Genomic DNA, 18,247 nt, shown 5'->3' with positions numbered 1-18,247 from the left:
GATATTGGGGCAGCGATGTGGTGTTGTTGCGCCGCGATAGCTGCAAGAGCGAAAAAAGTTTCTCATGGAACTGTGCAGGGGAGCCGCGAGTTGCAAATGGTTTGTGCAAGAACCATTGCGCGCAATAGGCGAGCTGCGCCGAGCTTCAGGCAGCGCTGGCGATGTGCGCCGGTCGTTCGAGGTGATCGAGCAGCGCCTTCGCCGACTTTTTCCACGAATAGAAGGCAAGGCGATCCTGCTGCCGCATGCGTTCCTGGTCCGAGATCGCGCCGATTGCCAGTCTTTCGAGCATCAGCTGCTTCAGCGCGTCGGCATCGGTGGCGCGAAAATACGCAGCCGCGTCACCGCACGTCTCCACGACGGCGTCAGCCGTCGAGGCGATGACCGGACAGCCGAAGATCATGGCCTCGAGCGGCGGTACGCCGAACCCCTCGTAGAGCGAGGGAAACACGAATGCCGATGCATGCGCATAGAGAGCTGCAATCTCGCCGTCCGTCAGACGCCCGGCAAGCAGCAGGCCGGAAACCCCTTCGCCCGAATTGTCCTGAAAGACCTTGCTGTTATCGCCTCCGACGATGACCAATGGAACGTCGGCCCGGTCGAGCAATTGGACGGCGCGAATCGCAACGGAGAGATTCTTGTTCTTGGTCTTCGAGCCCACGAACAGGAAGAATTTCTGCGGTTGAATGCCCAGTCGCGAAAGGATGCCGGGATCGGGCTTCGTGGCGGCGAAATGTTCGGCACTGTTGGGGAAGACGGGAATGTTCGTTGCCGATAGATTCAGCACCTCGGCAAGTTCTCTGCGGGAAAATGCCGACACCGTCGCGATGGCTGCGTGACGGGCGAGTAGCCGCCCCATTGTGCGATGAACGGTCAAGTAGCGCCAGTTGAAGAAGTCGGGTCTGCGAAAGACCTGGGCATCGTGGAGCACGACAATGTGGTCGCGATGGAAGACGGGGCCGGAATTGGCCAGACTGATCAAGCGGCCTCCGGCCGCGACGCGAGCGAGGTCAATCTGATCCCAAGCGTGCCCATGCAACCGGCCGACCGCGCGAATCTTGATCCGATCGAGTTGAAGGGTCTCGCTTGCATCCGCTGGCGTCAGCAACTGCCACTCGGCGTTGCGCAGCGAGGCGGGAGTCTGCTCCGACGCCAGCAGCACGTCGATCGCCTTGACCATTTCAGCGGCATAACGCTGAACGCCGGTGAGCTTTTGCGACAGAAAGCGGCCGTTGATGAAGAACTTCAATTGGCTACCACGGGATTTCATCGGCTTCAGATCGGATCGGCCTCGGGGAGGCAGACGGTGATTGAGCCAGCAGAGCAATCGTTGGGTACGGAAATATGACGTAGCGCTCGATCGGCGCCAAAACGCTCGAGTTGCATGATCGGCGCTGCCTTGCTGCGGGTGGGTTGGGGGTGTAGACGTCCGGACATGCGTGACGATACCTATTCTCTCCGCAGCGGCTCCCTCACGGCGACCATCAAGGCGCACGGTGCCGAGCTGTGCTCGCTGAAGGACGACAGCGGCATCGAATTCGTTTGGCAGGCGGGGCCGGAATGGCCGCGCCACGCGCCGCTGCTGTTTCCGATCGTCGGGCGCCTCGCCAACGACGAATTGCGGCACCGGGGCAAGACGTATCGGATGACCCAGCACGGCTTTGCCCGCGACAGCCGCTTTGCGTGGGCGGAACGCGGCGAGAGCCGCTGCACCCTGGTGCTCGATGACAGCGCGGCGACGCACGCGCTCTATCCGTTCGCTTTCCGGCTCACGGCCGCCTACGCCATCGATGACACCGGCCTCGACCTGACGTTCACGATTGCCAACACCGGCAAGGAGACATTGCCCGCGTCGCTTGGTGGTCATCCCGCCTTCAATTGGCCGCTCCAGCCCGGTCTGGCAAAGGAGAGCTATGCGCTGACTTTCGCGCGCGCGGAGTCGTCTCCCGTCCGCCGTCTCGATGGTGGGCTGCTGCGGCCGGCAGCGGAGCCGAGCCCGGTCAAGGGCAGCTCGCTTCCTCTGTCCGACTCCCTGTTCACCGACGACGCCATCATCTTCGACCGGATCGAGAGCACGTCGGTCCGCTATGCCGCGGGGCAGGGTGCATCGACTGGGCCGTGGCTGGAAATGTCCTGGCGCGGCTTCCGCGAGCTCGGCGTCTGGTCGAAACCGTCAGGCGCGCCGTTCCTCTGCATCGAGCCGTGGCGCGGCCATGCCAGTCCCGCCGGCTTCGACGGCGAGTTCACCGACAAGCCGGGCCTGATGCACATTGCGCCGGAGGCGCAAGAGCAGCTGTCGTTCCGGATCGAGGTCGGATCGTCCTGAGGCCGGACGGCCGATGGTCTCAGACCTCGATCCGCGTGAGATCCTCGCCGAGCACGACCGGCCCTGAATAGTCCTGACGCACATCGTCAAGCAGCGCCTTCAGCATGGTGTCGTCGGTGCGCGGCCGGTGATGGGTCAGCGCGAGCTTCCTGACGCCGGCCTTGGCCGCGACCTTGCCGACCGTGTCACCACAGGCGATCGTGTATTTCGCAAGGCGGCGGAGGTGCTCGTTGTTGATCTCGGGCGTTGCGAGGAAGCAGCACTGGACGAGCAGGTCGGCGCCCTCGGCCAGCCGCTCGAGACCGGGGCAAGGGACAGTATCGCCGGAAATCGCAATGACCTTGCCTTCCGCCTCGAAGCGGTAGCCGAGACACATCCAGCGCGCGAGGAAGGCCGGCGGCATGTCGAGGCCGTCGCCGTGCGAGACCGGCTCGGCCCTGATCTTCCAGCGGCCGGTGTCGAGAACAGGACCCGGTACGATGTCCGTTGCAACGACAGGCTTCCAGCCGCCGAAGGCGGGCTCGCCCTTATCCCGCCAAATGATGTCCTTGTCGTAGACCTGCGTGATCAGCGTGCTGACGAGCCGCTCGGTATCCGGCGGTCCATAGATGCGCAGCTCGTCCTTGCGCCCGTGCATCCATGAATTCAGCATCACATCATAGAGGTCGCCGATGTGGTCGAAGTGATGGTGCGTGAGAAAGACCGTGTTGATGGTGCCGAGCGGCACGCCGGCCTTGCTGAGCTGCACCACGACGCCGCGGCCGGCGTCGAACAGGATGTTCGCGTCGCCGAGCCTGATCAGCGTGGTGGTCGCCATGCGGTGCGGGTCCGGGCGCGGGCCACCGGTGCCGAGCAGTATGACCTCCATGACGCGACCTCCAGGTACGTAACTTTTGCGACACACAGTAGATGCGGAGCTCGCGGCGGGGCAAGCCGGCTCGCCGTCAACGCGATGCGACGCGCTTCCATCTGGCTTCGATGCGCGCCTTGATCTGGCTGATCCGGGCCTCGTGCGCGGCCCAATAGGCGCGGCTGGCGGCCGCGGTGCCCTGACGATAGCGGGCATAGACCGCTTTGGGCTGCACCGGCATCTTCGGGCGGCTCGCAGGTTTTGCCGGAGCCGCAGCAGCGACCGGGGACGCCGCATCGGGGGCAGCCGCAGCTGCGGTCCCTGGCGGCATCGCGTTCATGGCGAGGAGACGGTTGCGGGCTCGGTTGCAATAGACCTGCGACCGCGTGGTCATCTCTTCTTCGCCGTGACCTGCCCGGTACTTCATCAGGGCGCGGCAGAGATCCCCGCCCGCCAGGTGCCAGGCCCGGCTGAGATAAAGCACCCCGTAATGGATATTGACGTCCAACTCCGCGAGTTCCGCATTGCTTCCGCGGAATCCCAGCATCGCCGCCGTCTCGGGCCGCACCTGCATCACGCCGATTTCGCCAACGCTGCCGATGACCGCCGGGTTATAGCCGCTTTCGACAAAGACGACGGCTTCGGCGACATCGGCCGGCAAATTGGTCTTTGCGGTTTCTCTCTCGATGATCCTTCGGATCATGGCCCGGGATGACGGCGTCTCGCCGGCGCCGAGGTCGGTCCCGGCGCTGGAGATCGTCGAAATCGTGCGCGGCCCGTCGCTATCGCCGTCGCTCGCATGTGCGCCGATCGGGGCCGACAACAGCAGCGCGACCGCCACGTGCGTCCACGTTGCGCCGAGATTGAAGCGTGCCCGATCCCACAGCATGGCTCTGTCATAGAGCTCCGGAGTTAACAAACCGGCCATTGGCGCAGTCACTGCCGCGCGCGGGCGCTCACCCCAAGGAACGCCTTCCCTGTCGTGCGTGTTGTGGCCTTGGCGGGGGCGCGGCCGATGCTATGGTGTCCCGCTATTTCCGTGACGACAGGACGAGGATATTTCAGTGGCTGATGTTCATCCCGCGGCGGGCAAGCAGGCCTCGCCGGACGCGCTCACCAATATTCCACGGCTGGTGACGGCCTACTTCGCAGGCAAGCCCGACGCATCGGATCCGGCGCAGCGCGTGGCGTTCGGCACCTCGGGCCATCGCGGCACCTCGTTCAAGAACACGTTCAACGAAGGGCACATCCTCGCGACCACGCAGGCCATTTGTGATTACAGAACAGAAAAGGGGCTGACGGGTCCCCTTTTCATCGGCATCGACACCCACGCGCTGGCCGAGCCGGCACTCGTCAGCGCCATCGAGGTGTTCGCCGCCAACGGTGTCGATGTCATGATCGACAAGGACGGCGGCTACACGCCGACCCCCGTCATCTCGCACGCCATCCTCACCTACAACAAGGGCCGCAGCTCGGGCCTCGCCGACGGCGTCGTCATCACGCCCTCGCACAATCCGCCGGAGGACGGCGGCTACAAGTACAATCCGCCGCATGGTGGCCCGGCCGATACGGACGTGACCGCTGCCGTCGAGAAGCGCGCGAACGCCTACCTCGCAGGCGAGCTCGAGGACGTGAAGCGCATCGACTATGCCAAGGCGCGCAAGTCCGCGAACGTCCACGCCTACGACTTCATCACCCCTTACGTCGCCGATCTCGGCAATGTCGTCGATCTCGACCTCGTCAAATCCGCCGGCGTCACCATCGGCATCGATCCGCTCGGCGGTGCCGCCGTGCATTACTGGCATCCGATCATCGAGCGCTACGGCCTGAAGGCGACGGTGGTAAACGAGGCGATCGACCCCACCTTCCGCTTCATGACGGTGGACTGGGACGGCAAGATCCGCATGGATTGCTCCTCGCCCTACGCCATGGCGAGCCTGATCGCGATGCGCGACCGCTTCGACGTCGCCTTTGCCAACGACACCGATGCCGATCGTCACGGCATCGTGACGCGCACCGGCGGCCTGATGAATCCGAACCATTATCTGGCGACCGCGATCTCCTATCTGTTCGCGCACCGCCCGCATTGGGGCAAGGATGCCGCGATCGGCAAGACCGTGGTGTCGAGCTCGATCATCGATCGCGTCGCCAAAAAGCTCGGCCGCAAGCTGGTGGAGACGCCGGTCGGCTTCAAATGGTTCGTCGACGGCCTCCTCACCGGCGGCTTCGGCTTCGGCGGCGAGGAGAGTGCAGGCGCCTCGTTCCTGCGCCGCGACGGCACGGTGTGGACCACCGACAAGGACGGCATCATCCTCGGCCTGTTAGCTGCCGAGATCATGGCGAAGACTGGCCGCGATCCCAGCCAGATCTTTGGCGACCTCACCGCAGAGTTCGGCATGCCCCATTACGCGCGCATCGACGTCGCCGCGACCGGGCCGCAGAAGAACATCCTGAAGTCCGTCACGCCCGAGCAACTCGGCCTGAAGGATCTCGCCGGCGATCCGGTTCGCGCGACGCTGAGCAAGGCGCCCGGCAACGGCCAGCCGTTCGGCGGCATCAAGGTGGAGACCGACTATGGCTGGTTCGCCGCGCGGCCGTCGGGGACGGAGGACGTCTACAAGATCTACGCCGAAAGCTTCCGCAGCACCGAGCACCTGAAGAAGATCCAGGAAGAGGCGACGGCGGGGCTGGCGAAGGTGTTCGGGGCGTAGCTGCCCTAAGAGCAGAACAAGATCACATGCGTTCACGATAGGTCGTCATGCCCGGGCTTGTCCCGGGCATCCACGTTCTTCGTACCGCGTGGCAACGCGTGGATGGCCGGGACAAGCCCGGCCATGACGCTGTTGAGGCGCGAGTGCCTACGCTCGCAGGCCTCGTGCGGTGAGGCTGTATACCAGATACTCATTAAAGGTAATTCAGTAAGGAAATACAAGCTTGTGCGGCCTATCCTCCGCTGATATTGTATACATAACGCATACATAAAGCCGTGGGAGCGAGACCGATGACAAAGCCCTTCCCCATGAAGGCCTGGTACGCCGCCGCCTGGGACGCCGAGGTGAAGGCGGCGCTGCTGCCGCGGACGATCTGCGGCAAGCATGTCGTGATGTACCGCAAGGCTGACGGCACGGTGGCCGCGCTGGAGGACGCCTGCTGGCATCGCCTGGTGCCGCTGTCCAAGGGCCGGCTCGAAGGCGACACCGTCGTCTGCGGCTATCACGGCCTGAAGTACAATGCGCAGGGGCGCTGCACCTTCATGCCTTCGCAGGAGACCATCAATCCGTCGGCCTGCGTGCGCGCTTATCCCGTGGTCGAGCGTCACCGCTACATCTGGCTCTGGATGGGCGATCCCGCGCTGGCCGATCCCGCGCTTGTGCCGGACATGCACTGGAATCACGATCCGGCCTGGGCGGGCGACGGCAAGACCATCCACGTCAATTGCGACTACCGCCTCGTGCTCGACAATCTCATGGACCTCACCCACGAGACTTTCGTGCACGGCTCGTCGATCGGCAACGACGCGGTCGCCGAAGCGCCGTTCGACGTCACCCATGGCGAGAAGACGGTGACGGTGACGCGCTGGATGCGGAACATCGAGCCGCCGCCGTTCTGGGCCAGGCAGCTCGGCAAGCCCGGCCTCGTCGATCGCTGGCAGATCATCCGCTTCGAGGCGCCGTGCACCATCGCAATCGACGTCGGCGTGGCACCTAGCGGCAGCGGCGCGCCCGAAGGCGACCGCTCGCAGGGCGTCAACGGCTTCGTGCTCAACACCATCACGCCGGAGACCGAGAAGACCTGCCACTATTTCTGGGCCTTCGTCCGCAACTACCGCATCAGTGAGCAGCGCCTCACCACCGAGATCCGCGAGGGCGTCTCCGGCATCTTCCGCGAGGACGAGCTGATCCTCGAAGCCCAGCAGCGGGCGATGGACGAGAACCCCGATCGCATCTTCTACAATCTCAACATCGATGCCGGCGCGATGTGGTCGCGCAAGCTGATCGACAAGATGATTGCCAGGGAGAATGCGCCGCAACACCTCCAGGCCGCGGAGTAGGGACATGGCCGAGCGCGAGGTCGACCGCTCAGTCTCGCAGACCGTGAAGGCGCAGCTCGCGCTGCGCGACCAGATCCTGTCGGGGGCGTTGCGCCCGGGCGAGCGCATCTCCGAGCTTCAGGCGGTGGAGACCACCGGCGCCTCGCGCACGCCGGTGCGCATGGCGCTGGTGCGGCTGGAGGAAGAGGGCCTGCTGGAGGCGATCCCTTCCGGCGGCTTCATGGTGAAGGCGTTTTCGGAGCGCGACATTTCCGACTCCATCGAGCTGCGCGGCACGCTGGAAGGCCTGGCTGCGCGCTTTGCGGCCGAACGCGGCGTCTCCGCGCGCGAGCTGGAGCCGCTGAAGGAATGCCTTGCGGCGATCGACGAATTGCTCCGCCAGGTGCCGATCTCGGTCGATGCCTTCTCGTCCTATGTCACGCTGAACGCGCGCTTCCACGCCGTGCTCACGGAATTGTCGCGCAGCCCGCCGCTGATCCGCCAGATCGACCGCGCCTCGGCGCTGCCGTTTGCCTCCCCGAGCGGCTTCGTGATGGCGCAGTCGGCATTGCCCGAGGCGCAGCAGATCCTGATCATCGGGCAGGAGCACCATCGCGTCGTGATCGACGCCATCGAGAACCGCGAAGGCGCTCGCGCCGAGGCCGTCATGCGCGAGCATGCGCGGCTCGCGGTGCGAAACCTGCGGCTCGCGCTGCGCAACCGGACCCATCTCGACCTCTTGCCGGCGCTCGCGCTGATCAAGACCGCAACCGATTGAGGGCAGTCATCATGCGCTTCATCGAAACCTGGATTCCTGCAACGCTCGTCACGACCCGCGACCTTGCGCCCGGAATCCGCGAATTCCTGATCAGGCCGGATCAGCTCGACGTCACGGCCTATCCGGTCGGCAGCCACATCAATGTCAGCGTGACCATCGACGGCCAGCCGGAGACGCGGTCTTATTCGCTGGTCGGCGAGGCCGCTCCGCGCGGTTTCAGAATTGCGGTGCGCCGCACTGATGATTCCCGCGGCGGCTCCCGCTACATGTGGTCCCTGCAGCCGGGCGCGCGGCTCGACATCACGCAGCCCGCCTCGCTGCTCGCCGTGGACTGGACGCGGCAGAACTATTGCCTGATCGCCGGCGGCATCGGCATCACCCCGATCCTCGGCGCGGCGCAGGCGCTGGCGCGCCGCGGGTCGGATGTCGTGCTGCACTATGCGATGCGCTCGCGCCGCGAAGCCGCCTATCTCGACGAGCTCGCTGCGATGCTTGGCGATCGCCTCGTCGTCCACGCGAGCGACGAGGGCAGGCGGCTCGATCTCGACGCGTTGTTCGCCTCATTGCCGCAAGCAACGCTGGCGCTGTTCTGCGGCCCGATGCGGCTGCTGGACGCCGCGCGTCATGCCTGGATCGGCGCCGGCCATGCGCTCCCCGATCTCCGCTACGAGACCTTCGGCTCCAGCGGCACGCTGCCGACCGAAGCGTTTCGCGTGCGATTGAAGGACTCGAATATCGAGCTCGAAATCCCGCGCGAGCGCTCGATGCTGGACGTGCTCAACGCCAGCGGCCATGACGTGATGTTCGACTGCAAGCGCGGCGAATGCGGCCTGTGCGTCATCGACGTGGTCGAGGTCGACGGCGAGATCGACCACCGCGACGTCTTCTTCAGCGACCACCAGAAGCACAGCAACCAGAAGATCTGCGCCTGCGTCTCCCGCGCCCGCGGCACCATCACGGTGGACACGCTGCTGCGGGCGGACGCGGTCTGATCGAGCCCGGGGCGGAATTTTCGTTGGAGCAATCGGGCGCCGCGGTCTCCACCTCTCCCGCTTGCGGGAGAGGTCGCGCCAAAGACGCGGGTGAGGGCTCTCCCCTCTGGGGGAATCCCGCCGTGGAGACACCCTCTCCCCAGCCCTCTCCCGCAAGCGGGAGAGGGGGCTCACCGCCGCCGTGGCTGCTACTTTGCGCCAATCACCTACGCCGCGTAAGTCGCCCGATACTTCTTCGTATCCAGCAACGCCAGCACGCCATTGGCCGACACCGGCCGGCTGATCAGATACCCCTGCACCTCGTCGCAACTGATCTGGCGCAGGCATTCGAGCTGGTCGGCAGTCTCGACACCCTCCGCCACCACGCCGATCCGCAAATCGCGCGCGAGCCCGATCACCGACTTGACGATCGCGGCGCAGTCCGGCTGCACCAGCATGTCGCGGATGAAGGACTGGTCGATCTTGATGCGGCTGAACGGCAGCTTGCGCAGGTAGGTCAGCGAGGAAAAGCCGGTGCCGAAATCGTCCAGCGCCACCGTGACGCCGAGCTCCAGCAGCGCGTTCAGGACCGTCGCGGCCGAGCCGTATTTCGACAGCAGCATCGATTCCGTGATCTCGATCTCGAGCCGGTTTGGGGCGATCCTGGCATCGGCGAGCGCCTGCACGATGATCTGGAGGATGCCTGTGTTGTGAAATTGCGCTGCCGAGAAATTGACGGCGACCCTGATGTCTTCCGGCCACTCGGCAACACTTGCGCAGGCACGTCGGATGACCCATTCGCCGATCTCGTGGATCAGCCCGGTCTCCTCCGCGATCGGGATGAATTCGCTTGGCGGCACCAGCCCGCGCGAAGGATGCTGCCAGCGCAGCAGCGCCTCCAGGCCGGTGATCCGGTCGGTGCCGAGATCGAGGAATGGCTGGAACACCAGGAACAGCTCGTTTCGCGCGATCGCACCTTCGAGGTCTGATTGCAGCGCCTTGCGGTCGCGGGACAGCCTGTCGTCGGCTTGTTCGAAGAAGCACACCGTGCCCGGCCCTGCCTTCTTGGCGCGGTAGAGCGCCGTGTCGGCGTTCTTCATGATGTCGAGAGCGGTGTTGCCATCGCGTGGCGCCAGCACGATGCCGACGCTGGTCGCGCCGACGATCTGGCGGCCCTCGATCCGGAACGGTTCGGTGAAGGCCGCGACGAAGCGCTCGGCGATTTCGAGCGCATCCTCCGGCCGCGCCAGATTCATGACCAGCGCGAACTCGTCGCCGCCGATGCGCGCGACGTGCTCCGCCGCGCGCGTGCAGCGTTGCAGGCGGCTTGCAACCTGGACCAGGAATTCGTCCCCGGCGGGATGACCGAACTGGTCGTTGACCTCCTTGAAGCGGTCGAGGTCGAGCAGCAGCACCGCGAATTCCTCACCCGACAACGCCAGCCGTTTGAGCGCCGCATCGAGCGTTTCGTTAAAGGCGACGCGGTTGGGCAGATGGGTGAGGGGATCCTGCCGCACCGTGCGCTCGGCTTCGATCTGCCGAATCACGCGCCGCGCGAACGCGAACGAATTGACGAACACGCCGCGCAGCAGCACGCTGCCATAGACCACGACGAGAAAGGCGATCAGCAGGAAGGCCAGGTCGCCGTTCCTGCCGAGGCAGATCGCGATCCCGACGAAGATGGGAGCCGTGAAGGCGATAGCCGCGATCGGGATGGTGGCGAAGGCCAGCGCGCCGCCGGCCAGCATGCCCGAGCAAAGGCAGGTGATGACGAGCTGGCCGCCGGTCGAAGCGTCGGCGAAGAAGGCGACCGGGACAGTGCCCCAGGCGGCGCCGAGGATGAAGGCGTTGCGCACCAGCCGGTGCATCGCGCGACGCGAGACGAATTGCGGTTTGGTGATGCGGCGTGACGCGCGCGATTGCAGGCCGAATCCGATAGCGGCGGCGGCGACGGCGCCGGCCCAGATCAGGGCAAGGGTTCTGTCCGGCGACTGCCACAGTGCGATGGCGAGAACGATGGCGTTGCAGGCATTGGCGAGCATGATGCCGACCGAATAGCCGAGCACGAGCGACATCTGTTCGGCCCGGATATGCCCGGCCACGGCCTCGTCGGTTGCGGGACCGCCAAAGGCCGACAGATCGCCGGCGAACAGCCGTGCGACATAGTTGGTCGTTTGAGTCCGCATGCGATGGCCTAGCAGCACCGGCCGTTGTCCGGCTCGATCAGGAGAATTCGTTGCAAACCTTTGACGAACTATGAATTATCCCCGTTTGCCACGACCGGCGTGACCACATCTGCGTGTTCAATTCACGGTATCGGTAACAAAATCGATACAACGCGCGGCGACCGCGCCGTGCTCGTATCCTCCTGAACTCGTGCGGCAGCAGCCCGGGCGACGTTCGCTTGACCCTGGCCGCGAAGCCCCGCAGGTCACCGCGAGGGGGCGTCCGGGATCAAATTGAGCGAGCGCGCGGCCTTACTTGTGTGATGCCGACCCCGGAAATCGCGAGCAGCCCGCCGATGATCAGCTTTGGCGTCATGCGTTCGCCAAGAAAGACAACGCTCGAAAGCAACGCAAATACCGGAAGCAGCAGACCGAAGGGCGCGACGCGAACCATCGAGCAACGGGCGATCAGCCAAAACCAGAGGCCAAACCCAATGATTCCGCCGATGAAGACCGTGTAGGCGAGCGCCAGCCAGCCCCGCTCGCCTGCCGTCACGAGGCTCGCCGCCTGTCCATATTCGAGCAGCAACGACATCAACATGACCTGCGGCACCGTGAGCAGCGACGACCATCCCATCAGCATCAAGGGATCAAAGGGGCCATAGCGTTTCGTCAACACGTTGGATACCGCGAAGGCGAAAGCTGCTCCAACCACAAGCAGCAGCGGAAGCGGGTTGGCGGACTGGCCCGGCTCCGCTGCCAGCACGGTCACGCCGACGAATGCAAGCAGCACTCCGGCACAGGTGGCGAGTGACGGCCTCTCCGCGAGCAGCGGCCAGGCCAGCAGGACGGTGAAGGGCGTGGCGAGTTGGTACGCGACCGCCGACATGCTTCCCGAGCCGAGTCCAAGGCCCACATAGAAGAGCCCGAAATTCAGTCCGCCAAGGAAAAGCGAAATGGCCGCGACAGGGCCGAGCTGCCGACGCGTGGGCCTGTCGACGAACGGAACAAGCAGCAGCGTAATGGCCAGAAAGCGCAGTGCGAGGAAGAAGAGCGGCGGAAACTCCGCAACGCCCACTTTGATGGCCACGAACTGATAACCCCAGATCAGGGGAACGGCGACCGCGCAGACGATCTGGATGGCAGACATGGCGCACGTCCCTTTCAAGACCGATCAGTCCAAATATAAGCCCGGCATCAGCGGAAGCGTTGCGGTGTCCTTACCTGACGAAACGGCCGATGAGAGCGTCGACGGCGGCCTGCGATGTCGTCCGTGTCGGTGCCGTCTTGCCGACCACGCGCAGCCCTTCAACGAAACAGACGAGAACCCGGGCGGCCGTTGCCGGCTCGACACCATCGGCCAACCTGCCCGCCGCTTTCGTGCGGGACAGTGCATTGGTCACTTTGGCCTCCATCGCCTTGAAGAAGCCCGCAACGCGTCGACCGACTTCGGCATCCCCGCCAGCCAATTCCATGGCCGTGGCCACCAGGAGGCATCCGCGCCGGCCGTTGCTCCCGCTGGTGCGATCGACGTAGCCGGCAAGGTAGGCCCGCAGGCCGTCGACCGGGTCGTTTCGGGGATCGAATTCGAGATCCATCCGCGCCAAGGCATCCGCAATGTAACGATCAAGCGCGCGCAAGAAGAGCGAATGCTTGCCGCCGAAAGCGGCGTAGAGGCTACCCCGCGACAGCCTGGTCGCACGAAGGAGATCGGGCAGCGCCGTGGCGTGATAGCCGCGCGACCAGAACACATCCATCGCGCGTTCGACTGCGGCGTCCATGTCGAAACTTCGCGGCCGGCCACGGGCCAACGGCGCTGGGGTGTTTTGCCTCATGCTGATATATAGACCGACCGGTCCTTAAATGACAAGCCCCGCGCAGGCATCGCCGGGCACCGAGCTTCGGGTGATCTCCAGCCTCCGGTCCGGGCGTCAACACCGCCGTCCGCGCTGATGTGTGCCTCGCGTCAGCGTCCGAGCTGCTTCGGATCGTAGTAGAAGCGCTCCTCGACCAGTTTGTCGCCCCGCCAGGTCTGCCAGGCGATCTCGTCCAGCGTCCGCGTGACGCCTTCGGCATTGGTGAAGCTGAAGCGCCAGCGGGTTGCGACATGGTCGCCTTCGATCAGGCTCGGTCCCACGCGGACGGCCTTGACCTCCCTGGACGCCGCCAGCACGCCGCGCTCCTTGGCGACGAGCTTGTCGCGCCCGACCGTCGGGGCGGCGTTGTTCTCGTAAGTCACGGCATCGGGCGTGCAGGACTGTTCGATGGCACCGATGAAGTCCCCGACTTCCAGCCGTTGCGCGAAGGCTTCGACGACATCGCGGCTCGGCATAGCGTGCTCCCGGGAAAAACCGACTGATGGTCGGTAAATACCGACCAATGGTCGAAAAGTCAACTGGTTGGCTTCGCTCAATTGGACTAAAGCGAGAGTGAGTTGAATCAATCCGGGCCGAGAACACAGAACGCCTCTTCCGAGCGGGAGAGGCGAAACTCAGACGAGAGTGATGGCGAAGCAAGCGGAGCGACGGGCGGCGACCACCGAAGCGATCCTGACGTCGGCACGCCGTCTGTTCGGGACGCAAGGATTCGCAGCCACCACCATGGACGAGATCGCCGAGGCAGCCGCCGTCGCCAAGGGGGCGGTCTATCATCACTTCAAGACCAAGGAGGCGGTGTTCGAAGCCGTGTTCAACGAGGTCTCGCGCGACCTCGTTGCCGAGATCGACCGCACCGCACGGGCCGAGAAGGACGTCCTCGCCGCAATGGTTGCCGGCACCCAGCATTACTTTGCGGCGACCGCGAAGGGCCCGACCGGCCAGATCATTTTGCGCGATGGTCCCGCCGTGCTCGGCTGGGAACGCTGGCGCGAGATCGACGCCAGGCATTTCGGCGGCAAGCTGCCGCGCGCGATCGCGGCGGCGATGGAGGCCGGCCTGATCGCCCGTCAGCCGGTCGAGCCGCTGGCGCGGCTGCTGCTCGGCGCAGTCACGGAAGCGGCGGTCGCCTGCGCCGGACGCGCCGACATCGCAAGGGCAGGCGCGGAATACGCCCGTGCGTTCAAGTCGCTGGTCGAGGCGCTGCGCGTGCGCGAATGATTGTGCTAAGTGAACGACGGAAACGCCCACACCAACAAGAAGAACAGTAGCGCATGAACGCAAATTCCTCCCCCGCGCCGGCCGATCCCGAATTCGACTACGTCATCGTCGGCGCCGGCTCCGCCGGCTGCGTGCTCGCCAACAGGCTGTCCGCGAGCGGCAAGCACAGCGTGCTGCTGCTCGAAGCCGGCCCGAAGGATTCCAACATCTGGATCCACGTCCCGCTCGGCTACGGCAAGCTGTTCAAGGAGAAGACGGTCAACTGGATGTACCAGACCGAGCCGGAGCCCGAGCTGAAGGGGCGCCAGGTGTTCCAGCCGCGCGGCAAGACGCTGGGCGGCTCGAGCTCGATCAACGGCCTGCTCTATGTCCGCGGCCAGCACGAGGACTATGACCGCTGGCGCCAGCTCGGGAATACCGGCTGGGGTTACGACGACGTGCTGCCGTATTTCAAGAAGGCCGAGAACCAATCGCGCGGCGCGGATCAGTATCACGGCACGGGCGGTCCGCTGCCGGTGTCCAATATGATCGTGACCGATCCGCTGTCCAAAGCCTTCATCGACGCCGCGGTCGAGGCCGGTCTGCCCTACAATCCTGATTTCAACGGCGCCACGCAGGAGGGCGTCGGCCTGTTCCAGACCACGACGCGCAACGGCCGGCGTGCCTCGACCGCGGTGGCCTATCTCGGGCCCGCCAAGACGCGCGGCAATCTGAAGATCGAGACGTCCGCGCTCGGCCAGCGCATCCTGTTCGAAGGGCGTCGCGCGGTCGGCGTCGAATACCGCCAAGGCGCGGCGTTGCGCCGCGTGCGGGCGCGGAAGGAGATCGTGCTGTCGAGTGGCGCCTACAACTCTCCGCAGCTGCTGCAGCTCTCCGGCGTCGGTCCTGCCGACCTCCTGCGCAAGCACGGCATCGATGTGGTGCTGGACGCAGCTGGCGTCGGGCGCGACCTCCAGGACCACATGCAGGTCCGCATCGTGATGCGCTGCTCGCAGAAGATCACGCTGAACGACACCGTCAATCATCCGCTTCGGCGCACCATGGCCGGCGCACGCTACGCGCTGTTCCGCAAGGGCTGGCTGACGATCGCGGCCGGCACGGCGGGCGCGTTCTTCAAGACCAGCCCGCGGCTCGCCTCGCCCGACATCCAGGTCCACTTCCTGCCGTTCTCGACCGACAAGATGGGCGAGAAACTGCACGATTTCTCTGGCTTCACGGCGTCTGTGTGCCAGCTCCGGCCCGAGAGCCGCGGCTCCTTGCGCATCAGGAGCGCGGACCCGAGCGTGCCGCCGGAGATCCGCATCAACTACATGTCGACCGAGACCGACCGCACCACCAACGTCGAGGGCCTGAAGATCCTGCGCAAGATCCTGAACGCGCCGGCGCTGAAGCCGTTCGTGGTCAGCGAGTACGATCCCGGGCCGAAGGTATCGACGGACGCCGAGCTCCTGGATTATTGCCGCGAGCGCGGCAGCACCATCTATCATCCGACCTCGACCTGTCGTATGGGCAACGACGCGCTCGCGGTGGTCGATCAGCGGCTGAAGGTGAGGGGGCTCGACGGCCTTCGCGTCGTCGACGGCTCGATCATGCCCGATCTCGTCTCGGGGAACACCAATGCGCCGATCATCATGATCGCCGAAAAGGCTTCCGACATGATATTGGAGGACGCGCGCTGAGCGCGCGTCCCCGATGGAGAACGACTTGGCTACACGACTCAGGATCGGCACCCGCAAGAGCGCCATGGCGCTGGCACAGACGGAAGAAATCGCGCGCCGTCTGACCGCCGCCGTGCCCGGTCTCGATGTCGAAATCGTCAAGTTCGACACCACGGGCGATCTCGACCAGACCAGCAAGCTCTTGCCGCATGGCGGCAAGGGCGGCGCCTTCGTGGCGCAGATCCGCGCTGCCGTGCTGTCGGGCGAACTCCAGGCAGCGATGCATTCGCTGAAGGACATGCCGGGCAACGAGGATACGCCCGGCCTCGTCATCGGTGCCACGCTGTCGCGCGATCCGCCGAGTGATGCGCTGGTGCTGCGCGACGGCGTGACCCTTGAGGCGCTGCGCCAGTCCCGCGGCAAGGGCTTCAAGATCGGCACGAACGCGGTGCGCCGAGCGGCCTATGCGCGGCGGTTGTTTCCCGATGTCGAGGTCATCCACTTCCGCGGCGCCGCCGACACGCGCGTGCGCAAGCTCGACAATGGCGAGAAGCAGCGCCTGCCGGATGGCGGCGGGGTGGGGCCTGCCGATGCGCTGATCATGGCGCGCTCGGGTCTGGACCGTGTCGGCCTGTCCCATCGCATCGCCTACGAATTCTCCGCGGCGGAGATGCTGCCGGCGGCGGGGCAGGGCATCGTCGCCGTCGAATGCGCGGCACAGGATTGGCAGACGCGGCAGATCCTGTCGTCGATCGACGATCCCGCCGCGCACGCCTCGGCCGATGCCGAGCGCGAGGTGCTGTGGGTACTCAACGGCCACTGCAATTCACCGGTCGCGGGGTTCTCGACCATCACGGGCGATCAGATGTCGCTCACCGCCTCCGTGCTCGACCTTTCCGGCAACACCATCATCGAGGCCTCGCGTACCGGGCCCGCCAACCGTCCGCGCGAGCTCGGCCGCGCGGTGGGATTGGACCTGCTGGCGAAGGGTGCGGGGGAGATCATCGAGCGCAGCCGGCCTAGGTAAGCCCTGCCGAAATCACGATTTTGATGATGCCATTCTGCGCCTGTTTTGCCCGACAAGTCAAAACGCACAGGCGCGTCATGCCCGTCCAAGGTTTTCAATGACTTGGCTACTGTGCATGGGGTTGTTTTCGCACTTTTTGTAAGACCCGATCACAACGGCTCGTCATGCCCGGGCTTGTCCCGGGCATCCAAGTTCTTCGTGTCGCATGGCAAGTCGTCATGGCCGGGACAAGCCCGGCCATGACGACGTGGGTAGACGGCTTGTCTTGTCCCTCAGCCCCGCACGCGCCGGATCATCTGCTCGACATGGGCGATCGGCGTTTCCGGCTGGATGCCGTGGCCGAGATTGAAGATCAGCCGTCCTTGCGCAAAATTGGCCAGCACGTCGTCGACCGCGCGGTCGAGCGCGGAGCCGCCTGTGATCAGCACCAGCGGATCGAGATTGCCCTGCACGGCGACCTTGCTTTGCACGCGCTCGCGGACGAAGGCCGGCTCCGCGGTCCAGTCGATGCTGACCGCATTGACGCCGGTTGCCTCGACATAGCCGGGCAGCAGCGCACCGGCCCCGCGGGGGAAGCCGATGATCTTCGCGTCCGGCACCCTGGCCCTCACGCCCTCCACGATGCGCCGCGTCGGCTCGGTCGACCAGCGCGCGAACTCGGCGGGCGGCAGCACGCCGGCCCAGGTGTCGAAGATCTGTAGCGCGTCGGCACCGGCGGCGAGCTGCGCCAACAGATATTCGATCGAGCTGTCGACCAGCACGTCGATGATCTTCGCAAACGCCTCCGGATGACGGTAGGCCATCATCCGCGCCGGCGCCTGGTCCGGTGTGCCGTGGCCGGCGACCATGTAGGTCGCGACCGTCCACGGCGCGCCGCAGAAGCCGATCAGCGCGGTCTTCGGGTCCAGCGCGCCGCGCACGATCGTCAGCGCCTCGAACACCGGCGCGAGCTTGCCCAGGTCGGCGCGCGGCGCCAGCGTCGCGACCTTGGCTGGATCGTCCAGCGGCTCGAGCCGCGGGCCCTCGCCGACCTCGAACCGCACCTCACGTCCGAGCGCGTAGGGGATCACCAGAATGTCGGAGAAGATGATCGCCGCATCGAAGCCGAACCGGCGGATCGGTTGCAGTGTCACCTCGGCGGCAAGCTCCGGGTTGAAGCAGAGATCGAGGAAGCCGCCTGCCTTGGCGCGCACCTCGCGATATTCCGGAAGGTAGCGCCCGGCCTGGCGCATCATCCACACAGGCGGGATGGTCTGGCGCTGGCCGGAGAGCACGTCGATGAAAGGCTTTTTTGCAGACTGGGGCACGAATGGTCCTGAAGAAGGTTATCGCTCCTGATACACCGCC

At 65.3% G+C, this 18,247-nt stretch carries 16 protein-coding genes; 8 read left to right on the top strand and 8 right to left on the bottom strand.

The genetic code is table 11. The annotated features are described in order from the left end of the window. Positions 1-145 precede the first annotated feature (145 nt). Entirely contained in the window at positions 146-1,249 is a 1,104-nt protein-coding gene (locus IVB23_RS11945; RefSeq protein ID WP_061878619.1) for a glycosyltransferase family 1 protein, read from the bottom strand. A 186-nt stretch (positions 1,250-1,435) separates the two neighbouring features. On the opposite strand from IVB23_RS11945, the gene IVB23_RS11940 reads away from it, so the two are divergent. Next, positions 1,436-2,326, top strand: coding sequence for an aldose 1-epimerase family protein (locus IVB23_RS11940; protein ID WP_247803646.1), 891 nt, complete (start codon positions 1,436-1,438; stop codon positions 2,324-2,326). A 19-nt stretch (positions 2,327-2,345) separates the two neighbouring features. On the opposite strand, the gene IVB23_RS11935 is transcribed toward IVB23_RS11940, so the two are convergent. Next, complete coding sequence (locus tag IVB23_RS11935; protein WP_247803644.1) at positions 2,346-3,194, bottom strand: MBL fold metallo-hydrolase; 849 nt, start codon at positions 3,192-3,194, stop codon at positions 2,346-2,348. 76 nt (positions 3,195-3,270) lie between these two features. After that, on the bottom strand, positions 3,271-4,065 hold the full coding sequence (locus tag IVB23_RS11930) for a transglycosylase SLT domain-containing protein (protein WP_247803643.1): 795 nt from the start codon (positions 4,063-4,065) through the stop codon (positions 3,271-3,273). Between the two features lie 175 nt (positions 4,066-4,240). Here IVB23_RS11930 and pgm point away from each other — a divergent pair, with 175 nt between their 5' ends. From pgm to IVB23_RS11910, 4 genes are all read left to right on the top strand, one after another. Next, positions 4,241-5,887, top strand: a complete 1,647-nt coding sequence (gene pgm, locus IVB23_RS11925; RefSeq protein ID WP_247803641.1) for a phosphoglucomutase (alpha-D-glucose-1,6-bisphosphate-dependent) — start codon at positions 4,241-4,243, stop codon at positions 5,885-5,887. Between the two features lie 290 nt (positions 5,888-6,177). Further along, positions 6,178-7,227 carry an aromatic ring-hydroxylating dioxygenase subunit alpha gene (locus IVB23_RS11920; RefSeq protein ID WP_247803640.1) on the top strand — a complete coding sequence of 350 codons (1,050 nt, stop codon included), beginning with the start codon at positions 6,178-6,180 and terminating at the stop codon, positions 7,225-7,227. 4 nt (positions 7,228-7,231) lie between these two features. Continuing rightward, on the top strand, positions 7,232-7,984 hold the full coding sequence (locus IVB23_RS11915; RefSeq protein ID WP_131866054.1) for a GntR family transcriptional regulator: 753 nt from the start codon (positions 7,232-7,234) through the stop codon (positions 7,982-7,984). 11 nt (positions 7,985-7,995) lie between these two features. Further along, positions 7,996-8,976, top strand: a complete 981-nt coding sequence (locus IVB23_RS11910; RefSeq protein WP_247803638.1) for a PDR/VanB family oxidoreductase — start codon at positions 7,996-7,998, stop codon at positions 8,974-8,976. Between the two features lie 206 nt (positions 8,977-9,182). Here the strand turns inward: IVB23_RS11910 and IVB23_RS11905 are convergent, their stop codons facing one another. The 4 genes from IVB23_RS11905 to IVB23_RS11890 all read right to left on the bottom strand — a co-directional run bounded on the left by IVB23_RS11905 (position 9,183) and on the right by IVB23_RS11890 (position 13,452). After that, positions 9,183-11,141, bottom strand: coding sequence for an EAL domain-containing protein (locus tag IVB23_RS11905; protein WP_247803637.1), 1,959 nt, complete (start codon positions 11,139-11,141; stop codon positions 9,183-9,185). A 268-nt stretch (positions 11,142-11,409) separates the two neighbouring features. Further along, positions 11,410-12,270: an EamA family transporter gene (locus tag IVB23_RS11900; protein ID WP_197967405.1), complete on the bottom strand. Its 861-nt coding sequence runs from the start codon at positions 12,268-12,270 to the stop codon at positions 11,410-11,412. Between the two features lie 70 nt (positions 12,271-12,340). Next, a complete protein-coding gene (locus IVB23_RS11895) occupies positions 12,341-12,901 on the bottom strand; it encodes a TetR/AcrR family transcriptional regulator (RefSeq protein WP_247803635.1) in 561 nt (186 codons plus the stop codon). Between the two features lie 185 nt (positions 12,902-13,086). Then, the gene (locus IVB23_RS11890; protein WP_247803634.1) at positions 13,087-13,452 is read right to left on the bottom strand and encodes a nuclear transport factor 2 family protein; all 366 of its coding nucleotides are present in this window, start codon (positions 13,450-13,452) and stop codon (positions 13,087-13,089) included. Between the two features lie 172 nt (positions 13,453-13,624). Between IVB23_RS11890 and IVB23_RS11885 the strand changes: the two genes are divergently transcribed. Genes IVB23_RS11885 through hemC form a run of 3 tightly spaced genes read left to right on the top strand, consistent with a single transcriptional unit; the run spans position 13,625 to position 16,900 of the window. Further along, a complete protein-coding gene (locus IVB23_RS11885; RefSeq protein WP_061878607.1) occupies positions 13,625-14,215 on the top strand; it encodes a TetR/AcrR family transcriptional regulator in 591 nt (196 codons plus the stop codon). Positions 14,216-14,268: 53 nt separating this feature from the next. After that, the gene (locus tag IVB23_RS11880; RefSeq protein ID WP_247803632.1) at positions 14,269-15,894 is read left to right on the top strand and encodes a choline dehydrogenase; all 1,626 of its coding nucleotides are present in this window, start codon (positions 14,269-14,271) and stop codon (positions 15,892-15,894) included. Between the two features lie 25 nt (positions 15,895-15,919). Beyond that, positions 15,920-16,900 (top strand): hydroxymethylbilane synthase, encoded by a 981-nt coding sequence (gene hemC, locus IVB23_RS11875; protein WP_247803630.1) that lies wholly within the window; start codon positions 15,920-15,922, stop codon positions 16,898-16,900. A gap of 272 nt (positions 16,901-17,172) precedes the next feature. Here the strand turns inward: hemC and hemE are convergent, their stop codons facing one another. Further along, positions 17,173-18,207 carry a uroporphyrinogen decarboxylase gene (gene hemE, locus IVB23_RS11870; protein ID WP_061878604.1) on the bottom strand — a complete coding sequence of 345 codons (1,035 nt, stop codon included), beginning with the start codon at positions 18,205-18,207 and terminating at the stop codon, positions 17,173-17,175. Positions 18,208-18,247 lie beyond the last annotated feature (40 nt).

Origin of the sequence: Bradyrhizobium sp. 191 (assembly GCF_023100985.1) — a bacterium.
Taxonomy (GTDB): Bacteria; Pseudomonadota; Alphaproteobacteria; order Rhizobiales; family Xanthobacteraceae; genus Bradyrhizobium; species Bradyrhizobium diversitatis.
This window is presented reverse-complemented; position numbering and strand designations above follow the sequence as displayed.